The sequence below is a fragment of the Patescibacteria group bacterium genome, assembly GCA_041665365.1.
Taxonomy (GTDB): domain Bacteria; phylum Patescibacteriota; class Patescibacteriia; order UBA9570; family UBA9570; genus UBA9570.
Genome location: JBAYIY010000002.1, coordinates 128,813 through 146,552 on the forward strand (window position 1 = coordinate 128,813; position 17,740 = coordinate 146,552).

Consider the following 17,740-nt stretch of genomic DNA (forward strand, 5'->3'; position numbering starts at 1 on the left):
ATATTACTGTATAGTGCGCTCCGGCAACGTGGCGGTCAGATCAGATAATCCCGGTGGAGTGTTAGCCACCACTCGACCATCGTAATGAATATCTTCACTGGGTTGTGGAGATGATGTACTACCTAGAGCCTTGCGTTGCAAAGCAAAACTACGCGCCATCACTAAACCATCGAGCCGCAAAGGTAAGGTACTGTCGCCGGTGGAGAAATCCGACGCGGTATCCCCTAACACAATGTAGGCACCAACTAAATGCGTTACAAGTGGATTTACAGTCACACCGCCTTGCACTACAAAGGCAACCGACGCTAAATTAGCAATAGATGTATCGATCGCGTTGTTATAATAATTTAAATTATCATTGAGTATTAAATTACCGCCCACTACAAATGTGGCACTGCCATCGGCTGTGCCGGTACCATTATAAAATGTTAGGTTTGAATTTATCGTGAGATTACCAGAACAATAATAAACGGCTCCACCTAACGGATTTGTCCCACCGGTAATAATAGTTTCCGTACAATCACCCGGCAGCGCTGCTGTACCCTCATCTTGAGCTTGTTTAATTAATTCATTCACATGCAATGATCCTAAATCACCCCGATACACCCCTCTGGTATTGTTTGTTGGTACACCACCTAAATCTGTTAAATCTGTTTCTTCACTTTTAGTATAACCAGGTTGATTAGAAAAGTTAGTAATTGATCCATTGGCTAATATCTGATAGGTGGCATTATATTCGCCACTCGGTGCTGCCGTGGTGGCATTGAATCCTTGTAAACTATACACGTCACCCTGCATGGTTCTTAACCAGGCTTTAGTGGCCAATATTCCTGACGTACTTAGATCAAATTTAATCCAACCAAACCCGCTATCCGGATCACCGTTCCAAGCCCAGCCGGATAAAGCCAAAGTATCCGCGTCAAACTTTACACCATATTCTGCCCCAGCGGATGATATATCCCCTTGCAACTTAACCCAACCCCAAGCATCTTCGGTTCGACCCAAACTGGTCTCATAATCTCGTAACATGCGAATGCGCGCCCAGCCATACAACTCACCGGTTTCTTCATTCCAATGTGCTCCCTCAATCGGATCCCCCGCCGGATTACCTGTCATGGTTGGGCTAAAATCTATCCAGCCCATCTCATCACTCAGCCAGGCTTGGCCAGATACCGCACAATCTGTCCCACACCCACCATGCTCTAACCGTACCCCATAATTGGTTCCAGAAAAACTAATCACAGCTGTACCATTACTATCATCAACTGAATTCCCAATCCAACCTAAACCACTTGCGCGATACGGTGTGGGAAAATTTATCACCTGCCAGTATTTTGTATTAGCATCAGTTGATCCGGCGGCTTCACTCCGCCATAACTTGGTGCGTAATGTGCTAGCATCAAAGATATAATCCAACCACAGATTACGTGGATAGTCATTACTGGTTCCTGAAACATTGGTAGTAACATAAGAAAATGAATGCACCGGATCGGCGGCGGTAGTAGAACCTAAGGCGATATCTTCAGTCACTAACGTACCATCACTAGCGGTTGGGTCAGATGTAGTGGTTCCAGTCAAAACAGTGACAGTTTTCTCTGGCCAGGTAACAGCATAAACCCGCACCCGGTTAGTGTAGGCACTAGCCGCAGCTCTTTGTACGGTTACAGTAGAAGCATCTTGTAAATTACAGGCCACACTGGTTTGAGTTAAACCATCATTAGTGGCATCGTAAGAACAATATACCCAAGTTCGGTCACTCGCCACAGCGGTGGCTAACGTAGTTGTAGTACTAGCTGAGCCAGAACCAAGTGTTACTTCGCTAGTCTGAACTGAGACACCGCTACCGGTGAGAAATTCAACCACCTGATAATTCACCTGTACCGTGCTAGTACTGCCTGTGGCCCGCTGCACAACCACCGTAGCATCATCCTGTAAACTAGCCGTGGCTAAACTGGAACTATCTTTGGCCACTGGCTCATCTGATCTAATTGAAACCAGTACCAGACTATTGGCAGCAACCACCGGTGTGGTCAGTGCACCAGTATTACTACTGGCTCCACTATTTAAAGTAATCGTGCCTCTTTGTACAGAAATTTTATCACTATTACGACACTGCACGATGGTATAGCTCACCTGAGCATTACCATTACTATTCTGTCGATCAAATTGCACTGTGCCAGTACCGGTAATTGTGGCCGTCACCAAATGCCGGCTAGTAGAAAATACGCTGACGTCACCAGAACTGCGCACTAAAACAAACGCCTGCGTTGTATCCGGAATCGCCGTCACCGGAGTCAGTGTATAATTTAAATTACCATTAGTAATCGTTGTTGTACCGCTTTCAGTTGCACAATCACTCCAGTTGACCGCTTGAACCGGGTGAGAAAAACTAAAGAAACATCCGATTACTACTATAAACAGACTAAAACACCTCCTTATCCCCCCTACTGTAAGGTGGTGCAAATTAACTTTCATGAAATAAAATTAAACATTACTTAAAATACAAAACTTTTTAAAATCTTTGGGACTTCTTTTTTAAAATATTTTTTTATCTCCTCCCATGAAACGGTAAAATATAGTTGTGGCATCGGATCTTCTTCGGCATCAACAAAATACATGAGGCTTTTTAATATATGATTATAATCATGAGCGACCGTTGGATATTGTTTTGGCAAACGTAATAATATATCAGTTAAAGATTCTTGCTGTTTGACATACCAATATAAATCAAGAAAATCGCGCTTACGTCCCCGCTGGCTAATAGCGATAATTTTCATAACCGCTATATCCTTCGGATCAAGCATTCGAACGTGCCCAACCCAATGATATGGTTGTTGGTGGAAAAAAAATGGATAAGCAATAAAACTCACTTTGGCTCCGTGTAGTTTTCCATAAACAGTATCATCCGTCAGAATGTCAACCTGCCAAATATCATCAGTGAAATGACCAACTAGTTGTCGAGCTAAAAAATTCTTTTGTGGTGTAAAAAAATCTAAATCAACTGACTGACGATGTCCAAAATGTAAAGTTAAAGCTGTACCACCGGCTAAATACCAACTAGACTGCTTCAACCAGGCTTGTCCAGCTAAATACTGTAAAGCTTTTTGAGTAGCTTTTGGTAAAACTTGTGTCTGCCACTGACCCAGTTGAGGTATTACTTGACGACTTCTTCCCATAAAGCACGACTTCTAGGTAATAAAGATCTGGATGTTACTACAACATCGCGCAGTTTTGGTTTTGTATAATTGTGCCACATCCAGCGTACTTCCTTGTCATTACCAAAATCCATGATGCGTTCAATTATATACCGAGCATGTTTTTTTGGATCAATAGTTTTTGGGTCAACATCCCAAAATAAGCTTTGCCTAAACTTCATTTTCATAAATGAATTGTACCATATTTCAACTACAATTACAAATAGAAATTATGGACTTTAAAATCAAAAAAACCGCCTCATCTGGCGGCTGTGTTGTTATATTTTATTGTCTTTCTTCTCCCCTAACTACTACACCCTATCTACACGTAGACTGTGAATAAGTTGTTGCGGTTTAAGTATGATTAAATCATAAGATTGTATCGCATCTAATACCTCCGGTTGAAAAAAATCATTATCTAATGTTAATAAATGCGTACAATGTTGCCATAGCGCTGCTTATACAGTTTTGCCCGTACAGCCTTAACGGTCGGTTGAATTTTTTTCCAATTACTTTCATCAATCAAATTATCTGGTTCTGATTGTATAGCCACACGTAAAACAGCCAGTTCGGCTTCAAGATTCATTACTTTTTTTTGCAGTTGCAATTGTGTCATAAAAACATCCTAGCAAAAACCACCCAATAAATCAAGGGCTACCAAATCAAAAAACCGCCTCTTGATTACTAGCTACTACTACCTATCTACTATTTAATAATTACCATTGACAAAGCCAATTTATATGATAATATCATTCTTGAAAAGGCTTTCGGCCGTGGTTTATACACCACACTTGGCGGGAGGTCTTTTTCTTTTAATCTCCAGGAAATATTGAAATCAGACTCTTTTGGCTGGTTACCGTATTTTCACGAACTTGTACAAAAAATAATTCTCCATCCCTGGTTATTCCTGAAAAACGATGTAATATTTCCTGGTGTTTATTTGGATTATCTTTTGAAGATGGCGCGGCATGTGAATGTTGCAATAAATCTAATCCGCAAGCAAAAAACTTTAAACGTCTAGTACGATCAGACCAGCTCTTTTCCATTAAATGTGACCAAAATCTATCTAAAAATATTTTATCTTTTTGAAAGAAACAAGATCGAACATATGGTCGACGTTTAGTTTTTCGTTTTATAGGTAAATAATACAGCCAAGCTTGGGCTAATACTTCAGAATAATTACTACCAGATAATTTACCAAAACTAGACTGAAAAATAAACATAAAAGCGCCCCGTTAGGCAGCGCTTACTACAAAATTAACATACCATAAGAAAAACTTATCGTCAAATCAAAAAACCGCCTCATCTGGCGGCTGTGTTATTATATTTGATTGTTTTTTCTACCCCTAACTACTAGCTACTAATCCCTATCTACTATTCCTTCTATCCTTAATTCCTAATTCATTATTCTTAATTCTCTTTCTTAAAAAGAGACGAACACCGAGGAGTTGAATTGATGTGGATTGTTGTACGAAACAAATCCACTATCAAAATCAACTCCCCGGCTCATCCACCAACTACTTGGCTACTGGTCGCAGTACCCCATCTCGTTCGCATCGATCGCGTCGTTGTCGACGTGACCATCGCAGTCGTTGTCGAGCATGTCGCAGATCTCGACGGCGCCGGGGTATTTTCTGGGCTCGCAGTCATCGCAGTCGCCCTGCTCTTCGGTGTACCCGTCGCCATCGTCGTCGATGTCGTCGGGCGAGCCGTCGTGACAGTTCGTGAACTGATCACTGTGGGCGTCTTCCGATGGACCGCTGGTGCCGTACCTGGACCTGGCGGTCAGAGACCAGATCACTGCGACTACCAGCGCTTCCTTGCTGGGATTGGGGACGTTCCACTGGTTCCCGGAGTGCGGACACTCCGGGTGGGTGGCCGGATCGACGTGGGCGCAGTCGGTCTGCACGGTCGGGGTCGGGGGGGTGCGAATGGTCGCCGGGGTGGAAGAAGAACACGAGAAGAACATCACAAACATAGTTGCGAACATGTTTGAACCCTTCAAGTGAAGGGACGACCTGCTTAATAGCCAGGTCGTCCGTAGTGAACAAAAAAACCACGTATGGATACATGACCTTTTTGTTCACCACGAAGCTAACCATAGCTACTTTTTAAGCTTAATAGTGGTGGATGATTTATTTCTCAAAGAACACAAAAGGGTCAATTACTACTATTTCCCATTTGCTTATATAAGTTGAACAGTATCCAGCAAATTTGTCAAGCCAGGTATCATATTACCCCAATGCGATATTCAAGTTTTTACAATAAAGCCGTACAGAATAAGTCAGCACTTAGGACACGAATATTTTTTACGCGTTCATCAATCCCGGTTTCAGCTACCACTTGATAAACATAGGGTATGTGTAATTTATCCTGAAAATAACGCAAAGGTTTGCTGGGAGTTCGATCAGACAATTTAGCTTCTACGGCAAACCACGGCTGATTATTAACTGTCACCAAAAAATCTACTTCCCGACCGGAGATATCTCGGATATACCACAACACCGCCTTGTGCCCTAAGATATCATGTAACCCATGCACGAACTTTAATAAATGTGAGGCAATAATATTTTCAAACCGAGCTCCAGGTTCAGTCACTGGTGTCCAATCCCACAGATACAATTTTGGTTCTTTTTTCAGGGCAGCAAAACCACGTTGCATAAATGGATAGATTCTATAGTGATAATAGAAGCGCTCGAGCACCTCCATCCACAAGGCCACCGTTTTATGAGCCACACCCAAATCTTCCCGTAACGCATTTAATGATAATTGACTACCCACACGCTGTGGTAATAATTCCGCCAACACTTGCAGAGCGGATAGATCACGAATTGATTCAATATCCCGCACATCTTCTTTAATTAAACGATCTAACCTGGTATTTTGCCACCGCCGTAGGGTACGTGGTTGTTTGGCAAAGAACGGTTCAGGAAAACCACTAAATTTCAATAAGTCCGTAAATAATGCTGGGGCTGTCGGATAATGTACAAATTGCAATTCGGTAAAGGGTTCGGGTAACACCTGGTGTTGTAATAATTCAGCGACTGAAAATGGATGTAAGCGATAATAATGATAACGTCCCATGAGTGAATCTCCCCCTTTTTTGTACAGATCCAAGCGAGCGCTGCCAGTTACTAAAATATGGTACTGCTCTTTTTGGGTATCATAAATGCCTTTCACATAATTTTTCCACTGACGATATTTATGCAATTCATCAAAAATCAACAATTTAGCCGATGCCTCAAACCGTTCTGCCCGAATGGCTTGACGCTGTGATTGTCTATCCCAATTCAGATATTGGTAATCTGGATAGACTGATTGACCCAAGTGCTGTACCAAGGTAGTTTTTCCTACCTGCCTAGGACCACCAATAAACACCATTTTATTGGATAAATCATCAATAATATACTGAGAAAGATACCTTTTATTGATCATGTGATTATTCTACCATAGTCAAATAATCTTGTAAAGATTTTCTACCTCAGTAGAAAAATCACATATCCACTCCGACGGATCGCTGAATAGATGAATAAAGATGAAAACCCGCCTGTCATGACTGGCACTGTCGGGCAGGCACTGAAAAAAGATCACAAAAAAACCGCCTCATTTGGCGGCTGAAATCTTAAAAGACGAACACCGAGAGCCGAAAAGAAGAAACACGTGTTGTTCTTCAAATCGACTCTCGGGCCATCACGGCGGGCAGACCCAGTCGACCCATGGTGGGTCGGGCTCGGGCACCAGGCTCGGCCCGGTGCTGTAATCCTCCCAAACCGGGAGAACCTGGAACATCTCCACCACCTCTTCGGTGGAGAGTTCAATACCGTCCGGGGTGATGACCCGGAAGGACAGCCCCCAGTCGTTTCCCGACAACACCTCGAGCCACCCGTCGTGGGTGGTCAACGAAATTTCGTTCGGAAAAACAACGACGTACTGGGGCGCGTGCTCCCCACCGTCAACGACGACGAAAAAAGACTTCGACCCGGCCAAGCAATCCGGGGAGTCGTCGGTGGCGGTATCAAAAGCGGTATCAGTGCCGACAGGGAAGGTCATCCCCTCGACAACACAGGAAAGACAAAAAACGAAAGAGACCACGAAATAGCGTGACATGATGATTTATTTCTCCTATGCGAGAACCCGAACCGGAAATGGTTAGGTTCTGATAGTGCAATCATGATTTGGGATTAGCTCAAATCATAGTTGCACCATCAGACAACAGAAACCATTCCGGAAATGCCGTGATGGATTATTAAAGAACACTAAATACAAGACAATCTGAACAAAAATAAGCCATTATGTCAAGCCAACTGTCATACTACACCCTGATATTTTTTTACAAACAATTGGTTGTAGTAGCTGAAGTTGTTAGTGCACCGGAACTGTTCAAATAAACACAATATGGATTACCATCGACATTGTACATCATCAACCCGCGCCTAATAGTAGTTGTACTTGTACCATGACCAGTACCGGCCGGTAGTTGGTAAAGATATCCACCAGTACTACTTGAAACGCCTGCCCAGATATATGTCCCATCAAATAATATACTACTAATTAGTGGGCCAGATCCACCATACGTTAATGTTTCAGTATCAACTATAGTACCACTAGCGATATTATATTTACCGATCAATGGACCATTAAAACCAATCCATAAATTAACTCCATCAAAGGCCAACGTTTTTGGATAATATCCCCCACTCGAGACACTATAAGTAGTTAAGCTACTATTCGCTGTATTTATTCTAATCAAACCAGCACCGTTATCAGCTACCCAAATATATTGTCCATCATAAACCATTTTACCAACCGGCAATCCACCGGTAGTGATAGTTGATTTAGTATAAGGGCTGGCTCGTAATACTTTATATATTACTCCAGCACTACTGGAACTGGCATAAATATACTTATCGGTAGTAATAATATCAGTAATGCTATTTAAGCTAGATACACGCGTAGTGGGAGTGCCAGAACCCGTCCAAGTTTGTAAAGTGGTGGCTGTACCAATCCACATCACTTCACCATCACTCGCCACCGTCGTAGGATAAGTGGTCGCACCGGTTGTACCACCGCTTACCGTCACACCAGATAAACGATTGTATCGAAAAAAACTATCCGAGCCACTATCAAACACATAAACGTATTTACCGTACGTTGTCATACCGGCAATACTCGCTACCAAGTCATGATCATAAGACCGAATTTGTGCACCAGTTGATTGATCATAAATTTGAAAAGTACCTGTGGCAGTATCATGATACGTCGCTAAAAAAACTTGATTACCATCATAAACAATTTGAAACGGATGATACACACTAACATCTTTACTGCTAAACACCTCAAGGGCAACATTTGGAAAGGCTCCGTTACCAGCTAAAGCATTCGGATAAAACTGCCCACCAGTAAAGCTACCGGCATTGTGAATATCCCCTTCGTTAGCCTCGATGGCTTTACCGAAATCCCCTACGTCTACATTTACACCTGTACCACTGGTACTGATAAAATTTCCGGCTGTACCAGAAGTGGATTTAAAATAACCTGCCGTGCCTGAGGTGGCAGTAAATTTACCAGCAATATTATTCGAAGATTCAAATTCACCGGCTGCACCGGTAGTAGATTTAAAATAACCAGCTGTACCACTATCACTTTGGGCTCTAATACCTATAGCACCAACGGTACTAATATCTACGCCATAAGACGGAGTCTCGGATGGTGTTCCTGTGTTTGATACATAAACAGTGGTAGATTGATTGCCAGTAGTTGAAAAGTAACCTGCATTTCCATCGGTGGAAGTTCCTTTCACACCATAGGCTTCCCCAGTACCATACACACCTGTGCCTCCAGTAGAAAAACCATTGCCATACACACCAATACCACTGGTACCAAGCGCCAGTGAATAAACTCCGTAACCAGACGTGGCTGTATTAACCACCGAGACAGCTTTGGCCACAGCATCGGTTGTCATAACACTCAAGGCGATGGCACTACTAGTAGTTGATTGTGACAGAATATTAATCCCTTTATCTGAAGAAGAACTAGGAATCTCAATATCCAAAGTACCGGTCATAGTATCACCGGTTGTATTCACCCACACATCGGTGACAGAACCGGATGGTAATGTACCGTTCACTTCTAAAGTATCAAGATCAACGACTGGGCTAGCTGAACCTGGACCAACAAATTTCGAGGCAGTCAATGTATCTGATACCTCAGCATCATCAATCGAATTAGCTGTTATTGAAAAATTAGCGGCCAAACCAGAAAAAGTAAACGTGTCGGATACTTCATTGCCATTTAATTGCAAGGTGCCGTCTTTAGCTTGAGTGACACTAGAAACATTGAGTGGGGGTAAAATATTACATGTTGTCGGATCAGTGGCTGGATCACAGGTTGGGTCAACCCAAGTAGCAAAACTGGTGGCCGGCCAGACAACTAATAATAGAGTTAATAATACTCCCCGTTTCATGCCATTTACTATAACACAAATCCGTATTATAATCACCTGGTGCTACGTCGTTGGAATCTGACTATAATCGTGATCTTACTGGCCTTCGTGCTGGGTATTGGTTTAGGCTACACTTACCGCGATCGATTTGTAGTTATACCACCAAGTATTAACTTAAATAGCGAGCCGGATATAAACAAAGAGATCACTCAGGCTGAGATTGTTGATCGCCTGCGTCCTGATTCTTCACTTGAGGCCGCCAGTGGTGATTTCGAGATACACAGTTATACTGGTAAGATCACAACCATTACAAAAGATCATATCACTGTGGATAATATTGGTTTTATCCTGACAGATGCCACCTTATATGCTACACTCGCCACCGGTGTAGATGAATACAATTCACCCTCAGCCATAGAAACTGACATTACACCAGCTGATTTATTAGTCGGTGACTATATCACGGTATATACTCAAGAAAATATTAAAACCGCCACCGATAAACACGTGACAAAAGTGCAAAAAATAATAGATAGCAAAATAACTAATTCCTAACAAACAAACATATGTTCATGATTCCCCTATTTATCATCCTCGGTGCTATCGTCTTGATAGTACTGTGGGTAGTAATGATTTACAACGGTTTAATCAAACTAAAAAATCAGGTTGATGAAGGTTGGTCAGATATTGATGTACAATTAAAACGCCGCCATGATTTAATTCCAAATTTGGTAGAAAGTACCAAAGGATACATGACGCATGAGCGCACCTTGTTGGAAAATATCACCAAAGCGCGCTCGACAGCTATGTCGGCACAAGCCAGTGGTGATACGGCAGGTTTAGCCAAAGCTGAAGGTAATTTAGGTAATTTATTGGGTAATTTACGGGTAGCCTTTGAAGCTTACCCGGATTTGAAGGCTAATCAAACTATGGTGCAGTTAATGGATCAATTAGCCGATACCGAAGATAAAATCCAAGCGGCGCGCCGGTTCTACAACGGTGTGGTGCGTGATTTCAACATCAAAATGCAAGTCTTCCCCTCAAATATGGTAGCTTCAAGTTTGGGTTTTAAAGCCCGGGAGTTTTTTGAAATAGAGAATGCGGCTGAGCGCGAAAATGTGTCGGTGAAATTCTGATGACCGCTTACAAACAAATTTCTGCGAATAAATTTAAAAGTAACCTGTTGGTGGTGATGTTTTTTGTTGGTATTGTTTTACTCGGTATTATTTTATCTTATGGTTTTGAAGGTGGGATTGGCGGTGTAGTATTATCCGTTATTATCGCTGTAGTAATGGCATTATTTAGTTATTATGGCGGTGATAAAGTGGCTTTGCTCACCAATGGTGCACATGGTCCGATTACTCAAGAACAAAATCCCTACTTATATCGCTTAGTGGAAAATGTCGCTATTACCGCTGGAATTCCCATGCCCAAAGTCTATCTAATTGAAGATAGTGCTCCCAATGCTTTTGCTACGGGACGCGACCCACAACATGCCTCGGTGGCTTTTACTACTGGTATTATTCAATTACTGAAAAATGAAGAACTGGAAGGTGTGGTGGCGCACGAGTTATCACATATTAAAAATTACGATACCCGGTTGATGACAGTAGTGATTGTGTGTGTAGGAATTGTGAGTATCATGGCACAGATTTTTTTTCGCATTGGTGGTTTAGGTGGTAATCGTAAAAACAATCAATTAGGTTTGATATTTTTCCTACTGGGTATTATCTTACTAATATTTTCCCCTCTCATAGCCAAGCTCATTCAACTGGCCATTTCACGCAAACGAGAATTTCTCGCCGATGCCTCCGGAGTACTGCTCACCCGCTTTCCAGATGGTTTAGCCCGTGCTTTAGAAAAGATCGACCAGGCCGCTCAGCCCATGCAACACGCCGATGGTGCTACGGCTCATTTGTTTATTGCTAACCCGTTTGGCAAAAAACGCCGGTGGACCAATTTGTTTTCCACTCACCCACCCATTGCTGACCGCGTTGCCGCCTTGCGCACAATGGCGTAATATACCCGTATGATCGCTACCCTATTTCAAAACACCGCCTCATTTATTAGAAAGCACCTTTTACTGTTAGTAATTGCCAGTGCTGTGCCCCTGCTACTATCCTATGTTTTATTATGGCTGACGATTGGTGTTACCATTAATCGCATTAAAAGCACCGCATCATACGACGAGTTTGTGCAACTCTTTTCTTTTGGTAATCCACTCACCTATTCATTTTTGATCACGGCCGTAATAGTATTGGCAATCAATATTATGGGGTGGATCGCTGGACCGCTTATTACTATTAAGACTGATCAAATCACCTTAACCAATCTATTACCCAAAACCGTTAAATATTTTTGGTCATATTTTGTATTATCAATCATCGTTATTGTGGGTGCCATTTTAATTGAAATTGGGAGCTTTTTAATTATTATGCTCATCAGCACTGTGATTGGTTTGTTCAACATTGGTTTGATCGGCACAACAGTGGATACATTATCTAATATTGTCCCGAGTTTAGCGTTAATCAGTTACGCGATATTGTTACAGTTTGCTCCATACTATTTGATTGACCAAAATATTGAAGCTTGGCCGGCCATATTAAAAAGTATTAATTTAGTCTGGCATCATCTTGTATCAGTGGTCATGCGCGTTCTCCTGATTGCTACTATTATTATATTAGTGTCATTTGTCTTACAATTCATTCCTTCTGTGGGAGGAATACTGTCTTATATTTTCGGCACTGTTTTACTGACAGTCTATAATTATTTTGTCTACCAAGAGTTCAATGGCGCTGGACATTCTCAATAAGTTCACCACCAACCTAAAAAATACTTTGGTGCGAGCGATTAATTTGGCGATTCGGCTGAAACACCCGTTTGTTTTGCCGTTACATTTATTGATTAGTTTAAGTGAACAAACCGGCAGTGTCGCGCATGAATTGCTGGAAAAAAATGCCATCACGCCAGAACAACTTCATATTGTATTAAACAAATTGGCGGAGTCTAACAATCAAGCCAGTTATGCTCTGCCGCAACTAGCCGATGACACAGTGCGCGTACTGGAACATGCGGCGGTAGTGGCGTTTGAACATCAACACAAGTTTATCGGCACCGAGCATTTACTGCTTAGCTTAGTTGAGTTGCCCGATGAACTCCTGGAACAGACTTATCATGATCAACATGTCGATACTGCCCAATTACGCCAACAAGTTATCAATCTGTTAAATAGTACCTCACGCTTTCCAGATATGGCCGCTCTGTTTAAGGAAGAACTGGCCGAAGTAAAACAATCACAGCCAGGTGAACCAACCGAAGAACCAACTTCAAAAACACCGGCGCTAGATTTTTTTGGAACTAATCTAACTGAACCCAATGTACAAAATAAGATTGACCCAGTGGTGGGCCGAGATGATGAAATTGAAAGATTGGTTCACATTCTATCGCGCCGCACGAAGAATAATCCAGTGTTGTTAGGTGAACCAGGTGTGGGCAAAACCGCCATTGTGGAAGGTTTAGCCAAACGGATCGTTAATCGATCTGTCCCAATCGTATTGCAAGATAAAACTATCTTTCGCCTGGATTTAGGTTTGGTGGTAGCCGGCACCATGTTTCGTGGTGAATTTGAGGCACGTTTTAAACAAATTCTTGAAGAATTGGCTGATAACCCAGATATTATTTTATTTATCGATGAAATTCATACTGTGGTTGGAGCCGGCAGTGGTGGTGGCACAATGGATGCAGCTAATATTTTAAAACCCGGTTTAGCCCGCGGTGAAATTCGTTGTATTGGCGCGACTACCCTAAAAGAATATCACCGTTATATTGAAGCTGATTCAGCTTTAGAACGACGCTTCCAACCCATTATTGTAGAAGAACCAAGTATGGAAGATGCCATTAAGGTATTACAAGGCATTAAAGACAGCTATGAAACTTACCATCATGTGCGCATTTCCAATGAAGCCATCACAGCCGCGGTAAAATTATCCGTGCGCTATATTCAAGATAAATGGCTACCCGATAAAGCGATTGACTTAATTGATGAAGGTGCCGCTCGCCTGCGCATCCGTCGTCCGGCTAACCCGTTGGACGAAGCCTATCGTGATCTCACCGAAAAAATAAAAGCGGTGCAACAAGACAAAAAAACGGAAGCTGATTTACGTAGCCAATTAGCTCAACTCGAAAAACGTATTACCAAGGAAGATCAACTGGTACTAGGAACAGTGTCAGCTGAAGATATCGCCACTGTGGTAGCACGCATTACAAAAATACCTATCCAGAATCTGTTGGCTCCTGAAAAGAAAAATTTACTGAATCTAGCGAACATCTTAAATGAGCACGTTGTTGGTCAAACTGAAGCCACTACGGCGGTAGCTGAGTTTATCCGGCGCTCTGGCGCTGGCTTAACGCAGGCGGATCGACCAATTGGGTCGTTTTTATTCTTAGGTCCATCTGGAGTGGGTAAAACTGAACTGGCTAAAACTTTAGCCGCCACCGTGTTTGGTGACGAAAAAAGCTTGATTCGCTTAGATATGTCTGAATTTTCCGAGCCCTTCACCGCTTCAAAACTGATTGGTGCTCCAGCCGGTTATGTCGGCTACAAAGAGGGTTCTAAACTGATCGACCAAGTGCGTCACCGGCCATATAGTTTAATTTTATTTGATGAAATTGAAAAGGCACACCGCGATATTTTTAATGTGCTTTTACAAATTCTGGATGAAGGACACCTAACTGATGCCACTGGTAAACAAGTGAATTTCAAAAATACGATTATTATCATGACGTCAAATATTGGTCTGCGTGAATTTCAAGATCACGCGGCTCTTGGCTTTAATTCGGCTCATACCACCACAATCACACCGGGTTATGATGTGGTAAAAGACAAAGTTTTACAAGAATTAAACCGTCAGTTTCGTCCGGAATTTCTTAACCGCATCGATAAAACCATTGTCTTTAAACCATTGGATCTAACGGCGATCCAACAAATAGTGGAATTACAACTCAAAGAATTAAGTGACCGAGCTAAAGAAAAATCATTAACCCTCACTTACACCAAACAGTTGGTGAAACACATTGCCGCCATTGGTTACACCCCACAACAAGGCGCCCGCGCCATTCGTCGCACAATTCAAGAACACATCGAAAACCGACTCGCGGAGTATATGTTGGCGGATAAAGCCAAGGCCGGTAATACCGTGGCCATTGGTTTTAGAAATGGTGCCATAAACTTGACGGTTAAATAATAAATAGATAACAGATCGTAGAGACGTCCCGGCGGGACGTCTCTACGATCTGTTGCACAAAATAATTGTCTGTGATAATATCGTTATGAGAAAGCGCCGCCCAATGTGAGGGGGCGTTTTTATGTTATACAAAGGCAGATATCGTGTAGAATCGATTAGATTATCAAATTGGGATTATCGCACACCTGGTTATTATTTTATTACCATTTGCGTCGAACAACGGTATAGAGAACCGTTTGGTTATATAAAAAACGGATATATGTGTTTATCGAACATCGGTACCATGGCGCATCGATATTGGTTTGATATTCCCAAACATTTTCCAAATGTATCATTGGATGTATTTGTTATTATGCCGGATCATATGCATGGAATCATATGGATTCGTGAACCGGTAGAGACATGCCATGGCATGTCTCTACACGCGGATCAAATCAAACATTATGATCATCAATTCAATAAATTTTCAAAACCAATATCCCAATCGATACCGATGATTGTTAATCAATACAAATCCGCCGTCACCCGTTGGTGTCGACAACATCAATCCGGTTTCCAATGGCAACCCAGATATTATGAACATATCATTCGTAATGAACAGGCATTTCATAATATTCAACGGTATATAATTAATAACCCAAAAAAATATTTATGTGGCCATGGTTAATTGGGATATTATTCCCGATTCAATGTTTGGGGTGTGGTACATACGATGTGTGGTTGTGTGCACATTGTATTCCAGATTTACCCGGAGAATACCATCATCCGGTTTTGAAAAAGGCGCTGCACATCATGAAATATGGTGGCGGTAAACCAATCGCTGTTATTTTGGGACAAACCCTCGCCCACCGCATTCCGGAGGCTAGCTATGATGTGATTGTGCCTGTACCGATGTATTGGAAAAAACGTTGGGCGCGTGGTTATAATCAAGCTCAGATTATTGCTGAACAATTTCCTAAACCCGTTTGGCCGGCTTTGAAAAAAATCAGAGCCACCCAAGCTCAAGCCACTTTGAACCGCCAAGACCGACTAAAAAACTTAACCGGATCATTTACAATTAACCAACCCTACGCCCAGTATATTACTGGCCGGAGGGTTTTGTTAATCGATGATGTTTATACGACAGGAACTACTACACAACTTTGTACAAATTTACTTTATCAAGCTGGTGCTAAACAAGTACAAGTGGCGGTGTTAGCTTATTCAGCCAATTTTAAAAGCACTGAAATAGTATCCACTTCTTGAAACCGCTTTACTATTTACTTCTTACCTAGTGCCCTCGGTAGGAATCGAACCTATGACCTCTCGGACCGCAACCGAACGCTCTATCCACTGAGCTACGAGGGCAAAACACGCTGTTAAGCTCTAGTATGCTACTATAAACGCATGAAGCGGGCAAGAGCCTCCTCGGTTGACTCATCTTCCTTATCAATATCTTCTTCTAAATAATTGAGCAATATGCGCCGAATCACTAGTGGGTTTTGTTCTTCTAAGTGAATCGGCAATTCTTTACGCAGCACTTGATTAACACCAAAATATAGCAGTTTCACGCCTGGTTCGTAAATTACCCAAAAAGTTTTGAGATCTTTATAGGGATAATAAGTTGTACCCAGCATAATGCCACCTTCTAAAATCATAAACTCGAGCATCTCCGGATGCCGCCGTTCATGCATATAAACAATGGCGGCGGCTAACAAAATGATAATAGCAAATAAGAAATTTCCTGTGGCCAGTGCCTGAATTAATAACACAATTCCTAAACCACCCACAACAATATACCAACCAATCGTGTGTTCATATTGAATGAACTCAGGGATGTTCCATTCAGCCAAAATGCGACCATATTTTGTATTTTCTCCGATCATGACTCCAGTATATATCACTTGCCTAAAAGCGTCTATTTCACTATACTCACGACTGCCTGGAGAGGTGGCTGAGTGGTCGAAAGCGCCTCACTGCTAACGAGGTAGGGCTTTACCGCCCTCGCGGGTTCAAATCCCGCCCTCTCCGCAGGATAAATCCGCAATAGCCAGGTATAATTTGGAGAGGTGGCAGAGCGGTTGAACGCAGCAGTCTTGAAAACTGCAGTACCTTCACGGGTACCGAGGGTTCGAATCCCTCCCTCTCCGCAGAAATAATGCTATAATCTGAACATGGATCAATGGCAACATCAGTTAGCGGCAGCGAAAAGGGATAGCCAGGCCACTGTCAGTGATGATGATATACAACAACCAAAGTGGTTTTCAAACATACCGCAAGCACACAAAATTACAGCTGAGTTTAATCATTTATTAGACCAGCTACCAATTATACAAAACCTCACTGACCCACGGGTTAAAGAACAATACTTTAACCAGATTGTGGCTGAGTTGGTGAAAATATATTACTATCGTGCCCGTATTATCCAATTATCTTTTACAATTTCTGATAGTGATAAACCAACTCAGATTCAGGCTTTGTTTAATGAATGTAAACAAGTCATAGCCGATATTACCTATTATGTTCAACATTAGTAATGCTATCAATCAAGGTTTGAACCAACTACCTGTTCCGGTTACTCCGGAATTACGTAACCAGTTAATGACAGCGCTGACTAATGATATTTCCAATCTACCACCAAATTCGACGGTCACTATTACTGTGGCCATTGAACAACTCCGAAACAATGTGAATCAAGGCACGGCGAAAAGTTTTGATAACGCTTCTAGTGCGGCTACAGCTGAATTGTCACCGGCCTTGACAAATAAAAAACCTACTCAGAAACAACCCACTTCACGGGTAAGTCCAAGCGGTGAAGGCGGCGGTGAAGGCGGCGGTGAAGGCGGCGGTGGAGGCGGCGGGGAAGGCGGCGGTGGAGGGGG

19 protein-coding genes and 3 tRNA genes are annotated in these 17,740 nt (G+C 42.3%); 11 read left to right on the forward strand and 11 right to left on the reverse strand.

Translation table 11 applies throughout. The features are described 5' to 3' along the window. Window positions 1-3 precede the first annotated feature (3 nt). From WCV88_01820 to WCV88_01860, 9 genes are all read right to left on the reverse strand, one after another. A complete protein-coding gene (locus WCV88_01820; GenBank protein ID MFA6474921.1) occupies window positions 4-2,475 on the reverse strand; it encodes a hypothetical protein in 2,472 nt (823 codons plus the stop codon). 20 nt (window positions 2,476-2,495) lie between these two features. Next, entirely contained in the window at window positions 2,496-3,176 is a 681-nt protein-coding gene (locus WCV88_01825) for a nucleotidyl transferase AbiEii/AbiGii toxin family protein (GenBank protein ID MFA6474922.1), read from the reverse strand. Further along, a complete protein-coding gene (locus WCV88_01830) occupies window positions 3,155-3,382 on the reverse strand; it encodes a hypothetical protein (protein ID MFA6474923.1) in 228 nt (75 codons plus the stop codon). The genes WCV88_01825 and WCV88_01830 overlap by 22 nt, the downstream gene beginning before the upstream one ends. Window positions 3,383-3,618: 236 nt before the next feature. Further along, window positions 3,619-3,810, reverse strand: a complete 192-nt coding sequence (locus tag WCV88_01835) for a hypothetical protein (protein MFA6474924.1) — start codon at window positions 3,808-3,810, stop codon at window positions 3,619-3,621. Between the two features lie 196 nt (window positions 3,811-4,006). Beyond that, window positions 4,007-4,417: a hypothetical protein gene (locus tag WCV88_01840; GenBank protein MFA6474925.1), complete on the reverse strand. Its 411-nt coding sequence runs from the start codon at window positions 4,415-4,417 to the stop codon at window positions 4,007-4,009. A gap of 302 nt (window positions 4,418-4,719) precedes the next feature. Then, window positions 4,720-5,172 (reverse strand): putative metal-binding motif-containing protein, encoded by a 453-nt coding sequence (locus WCV88_01845; protein ID MFA6474926.1) that lies wholly within the window; start codon window positions 5,170-5,172, stop codon window positions 4,720-4,722. A 281-nt stretch (window positions 5,173-5,453) separates the two neighbouring features. After that, a complete protein-coding gene (locus tag WCV88_01850; GenBank protein ID MFA6474927.1) occupies window positions 5,454-6,629 on the reverse strand; it encodes an ATP-binding protein in 1,176 nt (391 codons plus the stop codon). Between the two features lie 255 nt (window positions 6,630-6,884). Then, window positions 6,885-7,301, reverse strand: a complete 417-nt coding sequence (locus WCV88_01855) for a hypothetical protein (GenBank protein ID MFA6474928.1) — start codon at window positions 7,299-7,301, stop codon at window positions 6,885-6,887. A gap of 223 nt (window positions 7,302-7,524) precedes the next feature. Next, window positions 7,525-9,657: a hypothetical protein gene (locus WCV88_01860; protein ID MFA6474929.1), complete on the reverse strand. Its 2,133-nt coding sequence runs from the start codon at window positions 9,655-9,657 to the stop codon at window positions 7,525-7,527. Between the two features lie 69 nt (window positions 9,658-9,726). Here WCV88_01860 and WCV88_01865 point away from each other — a divergent pair, with 69 nt between their 5' ends. The 7 genes from WCV88_01865 to WCV88_01895 all read left to right on the forward strand — a co-directional run bounded on the left by WCV88_01865 (window position 9,727) and on the right by WCV88_01895 (window position 16,124). Beyond that, window positions 9,727-10,191 carry a hypothetical protein gene (locus WCV88_01865; GenBank protein MFA6474930.1) on the forward strand — a complete coding sequence of 155 codons (465 nt, stop codon included), beginning with the start codon at window positions 9,727-9,729 and terminating at the stop codon, window positions 10,189-10,191. Between the two features lie 17 nt (window positions 10,192-10,208). Then, window positions 10,209-10,772, forward strand: a complete 564-nt coding sequence (locus WCV88_01870) for a LemA family protein (GenBank protein ID MFA6474931.1) — start codon at window positions 10,209-10,211, stop codon at window positions 10,770-10,772. Continuing rightward, window positions 10,772-11,656: a M48 family metallopeptidase gene (locus tag WCV88_01875; GenBank protein ID MFA6474932.1), complete on the forward strand. Its 885-nt coding sequence runs from the start codon at window positions 10,772-10,774 to the stop codon at window positions 11,654-11,656. Before WCV88_01870 ends, WCV88_01875 begins: the two co-directional genes overlap by 1 nt. A gap of 9 nt (window positions 11,657-11,665) precedes the next feature. After that, window positions 11,666-12,448, forward strand: coding sequence for a hypothetical protein (locus WCV88_01880; protein MFA6474933.1), 783 nt, complete (start codon window positions 11,666-11,668; stop codon window positions 12,446-12,448). Beyond that, window positions 12,426-14,879 carry an ATP-dependent Clp protease ATP-binding subunit gene (locus tag WCV88_01885; GenBank protein ID MFA6474934.1) on the forward strand — a complete coding sequence of 818 codons (2,454 nt, stop codon included), beginning with the start codon at window positions 12,426-12,428 and terminating at the stop codon, window positions 14,877-14,879. Before WCV88_01880 ends, WCV88_01885 begins: the two co-directional genes overlap by 23 nt. Window positions 14,880-15,000: 121 nt before the next feature. Next, entirely contained in the window at window positions 15,001-15,546 is a 546-nt protein-coding gene (locus WCV88_01890; GenBank protein ID MFA6474935.1) for a transposase, read from the forward strand. Beyond that, window positions 15,531-16,124, forward strand: a complete 594-nt coding sequence (locus WCV88_01895) for a phosphoribosyltransferase family protein (GenBank protein MFA6474936.1) — start codon at window positions 15,531-15,533, stop codon at window positions 16,122-16,124. The genes WCV88_01890 and WCV88_01895 overlap by 16 nt, the downstream gene beginning before the upstream one ends. Window positions 16,125-16,153: 29 nt before the next feature. Here WCV88_01895 and WCV88_01900 read toward each other — a convergent pair. Then, window positions 16,154-16,226, reverse strand: a tRNA-Arg gene (locus WCV88_01900). 29 nt (window positions 16,227-16,255) lie between these two features. Beyond that, window positions 16,256-16,744 (reverse strand): hypothetical protein, encoded by a 489-nt coding sequence (locus tag WCV88_01905; protein ID MFA6474937.1) that lies wholly within the window; start codon window positions 16,742-16,744, stop codon window positions 16,256-16,258. A gap of 58 nt (window positions 16,745-16,802) precedes the next feature. Between WCV88_01905 and WCV88_01910 the strand changes: the two genes are divergently transcribed. The 4 genes from WCV88_01910 to WCV88_01925 all read left to right on the forward strand — a co-directional run. Next, window positions 16,803-16,889, forward strand: a tRNA-Ser gene (locus WCV88_01910). 32 nt (window positions 16,890-16,921) lie between these two features. Next, window positions 16,922-17,008 (forward strand) — tRNA-Ser (locus WCV88_01915). A 24-nt stretch (window positions 17,009-17,032) separates the two neighbouring features. Further along, on the forward strand, window positions 17,033-17,392 hold the full coding sequence (locus WCV88_01920; protein ID MFA6474938.1) for a hypothetical protein: 360 nt from the start codon (window positions 17,033-17,035) through the stop codon (window positions 17,390-17,392). After that, window positions 17,379-17,740 (forward strand): hypothetical protein (locus WCV88_01925; GenBank protein MFA6474939.1); only part of this gene is annotated, 362 nt, incomplete at its 3' end. The genes WCV88_01920 and WCV88_01925, both read left to right, overlap by 14 nt.

Excerpts from the sequence above, each read along its gene's own strand:
- WCV88_01820 (MFA6474921.1), bottom strand. The coding sequence starts at position 2,475 with ATGAAAGTTAATTTGCACCACCTTACAGTAGGGGGGATAAGGAGGTGT.
- WCV88_01825 (MFA6474922.1), bottom strand. The coding sequence starts at position 3,176 with ATGGGAAGAAGTCGTCAAGTAATACCTCAACTGGGTCAGTGGCAGACA.
- WCV88_01830 (MFA6474923.1), bottom strand. The coding sequence starts at position 3,382 with ATGAAAATGAAGTTTAGGCAAAGCTTATTTTGGGATGTTGACCCAAAA.
- WCV88_01835 (MFA6474924.1), bottom strand. The coding sequence starts at position 3,810 with ATGACACAATTGCAACTGCAAAAAAAAGTAATGAATCTTGAAGCCGAA.
- WCV88_01840 (MFA6474925.1), bottom strand. The coding sequence starts at position 4,417 with ATGTTTATTTTTCAGTCTAGTTTTGGTAAATTATCTGGTAGTAATTAT.
- WCV88_01845 (MFA6474926.1), bottom strand. The coding sequence starts at position 5,172 with ATGTTTGTGATGTTCTTCTCGTGTTCTTCTTCCACCCCGGCGACCATT.
- WCV88_01850 (MFA6474927.1), bottom strand. The coding sequence starts at position 6,629 with ATGATCAATAAAAGGTATCTTTCTCAGTATATTATTGATGATTTATCC.
- WCV88_01855 (MFA6474928.1), bottom strand. The coding sequence starts at position 7,301 with ATGTCACGCTATTTCGTGGTCTCTTTCGTTTTTTGTCTTTCCTGTGTT.
- WCV88_01860 (MFA6474929.1), bottom strand. The coding sequence starts at position 9,657 with ATGAAACGGGGAGTATTATTAACTCTATTATTAGTTGTCTGGCCGGCC.
- WCV88_01870 (MFA6474931.1), top strand. The coding sequence starts at position 10,209 with ATGATTCCCCTATTTATCATCCTCGGTGCTATCGTCTTGATAGTACTG.
- WCV88_01875 (MFA6474932.1), top strand. The coding sequence starts at position 10,772 with ATGACCGCTTACAAACAAATTTCTGCGAATAAATTTAAAAGTAACCTG.
- WCV88_01880 (MFA6474933.1), top strand. The coding sequence starts at position 11,666 with ATGATCGCTACCCTATTTCAAAACACCGCCTCATTTATTAGAAAGCAC.
- WCV88_01885 (MFA6474934.1), top strand. The coding sequence starts at position 12,426 with ATGGCGCTGGACATTCTCAATAAGTTCACCACCAACCTAAAAAATACT.
- WCV88_01890 (MFA6474935.1), top strand. The coding sequence starts at position 15,001 with ATGTTATACAAAGGCAGATATCGTGTAGAATCGATTAGATTATCAAAT.
- WCV88_01895 (MFA6474936.1), top strand. The coding sequence starts at position 15,531 with ATGTGGCCATGGTTAATTGGGATATTATTCCCGATTCAATGTTTGGGG.
- WCV88_01905 (MFA6474937.1), bottom strand. The coding sequence starts at position 16,744 with ATGATCGGAGAAAATACAAAATATGGTCGCATTTTGGCTGAATGGAAC.
- WCV88_01920 (MFA6474938.1), top strand. The coding sequence starts at position 17,033 with ATGGATCAATGGCAACATCAGTTAGCGGCAGCGAAAAGGGATAGCCAG.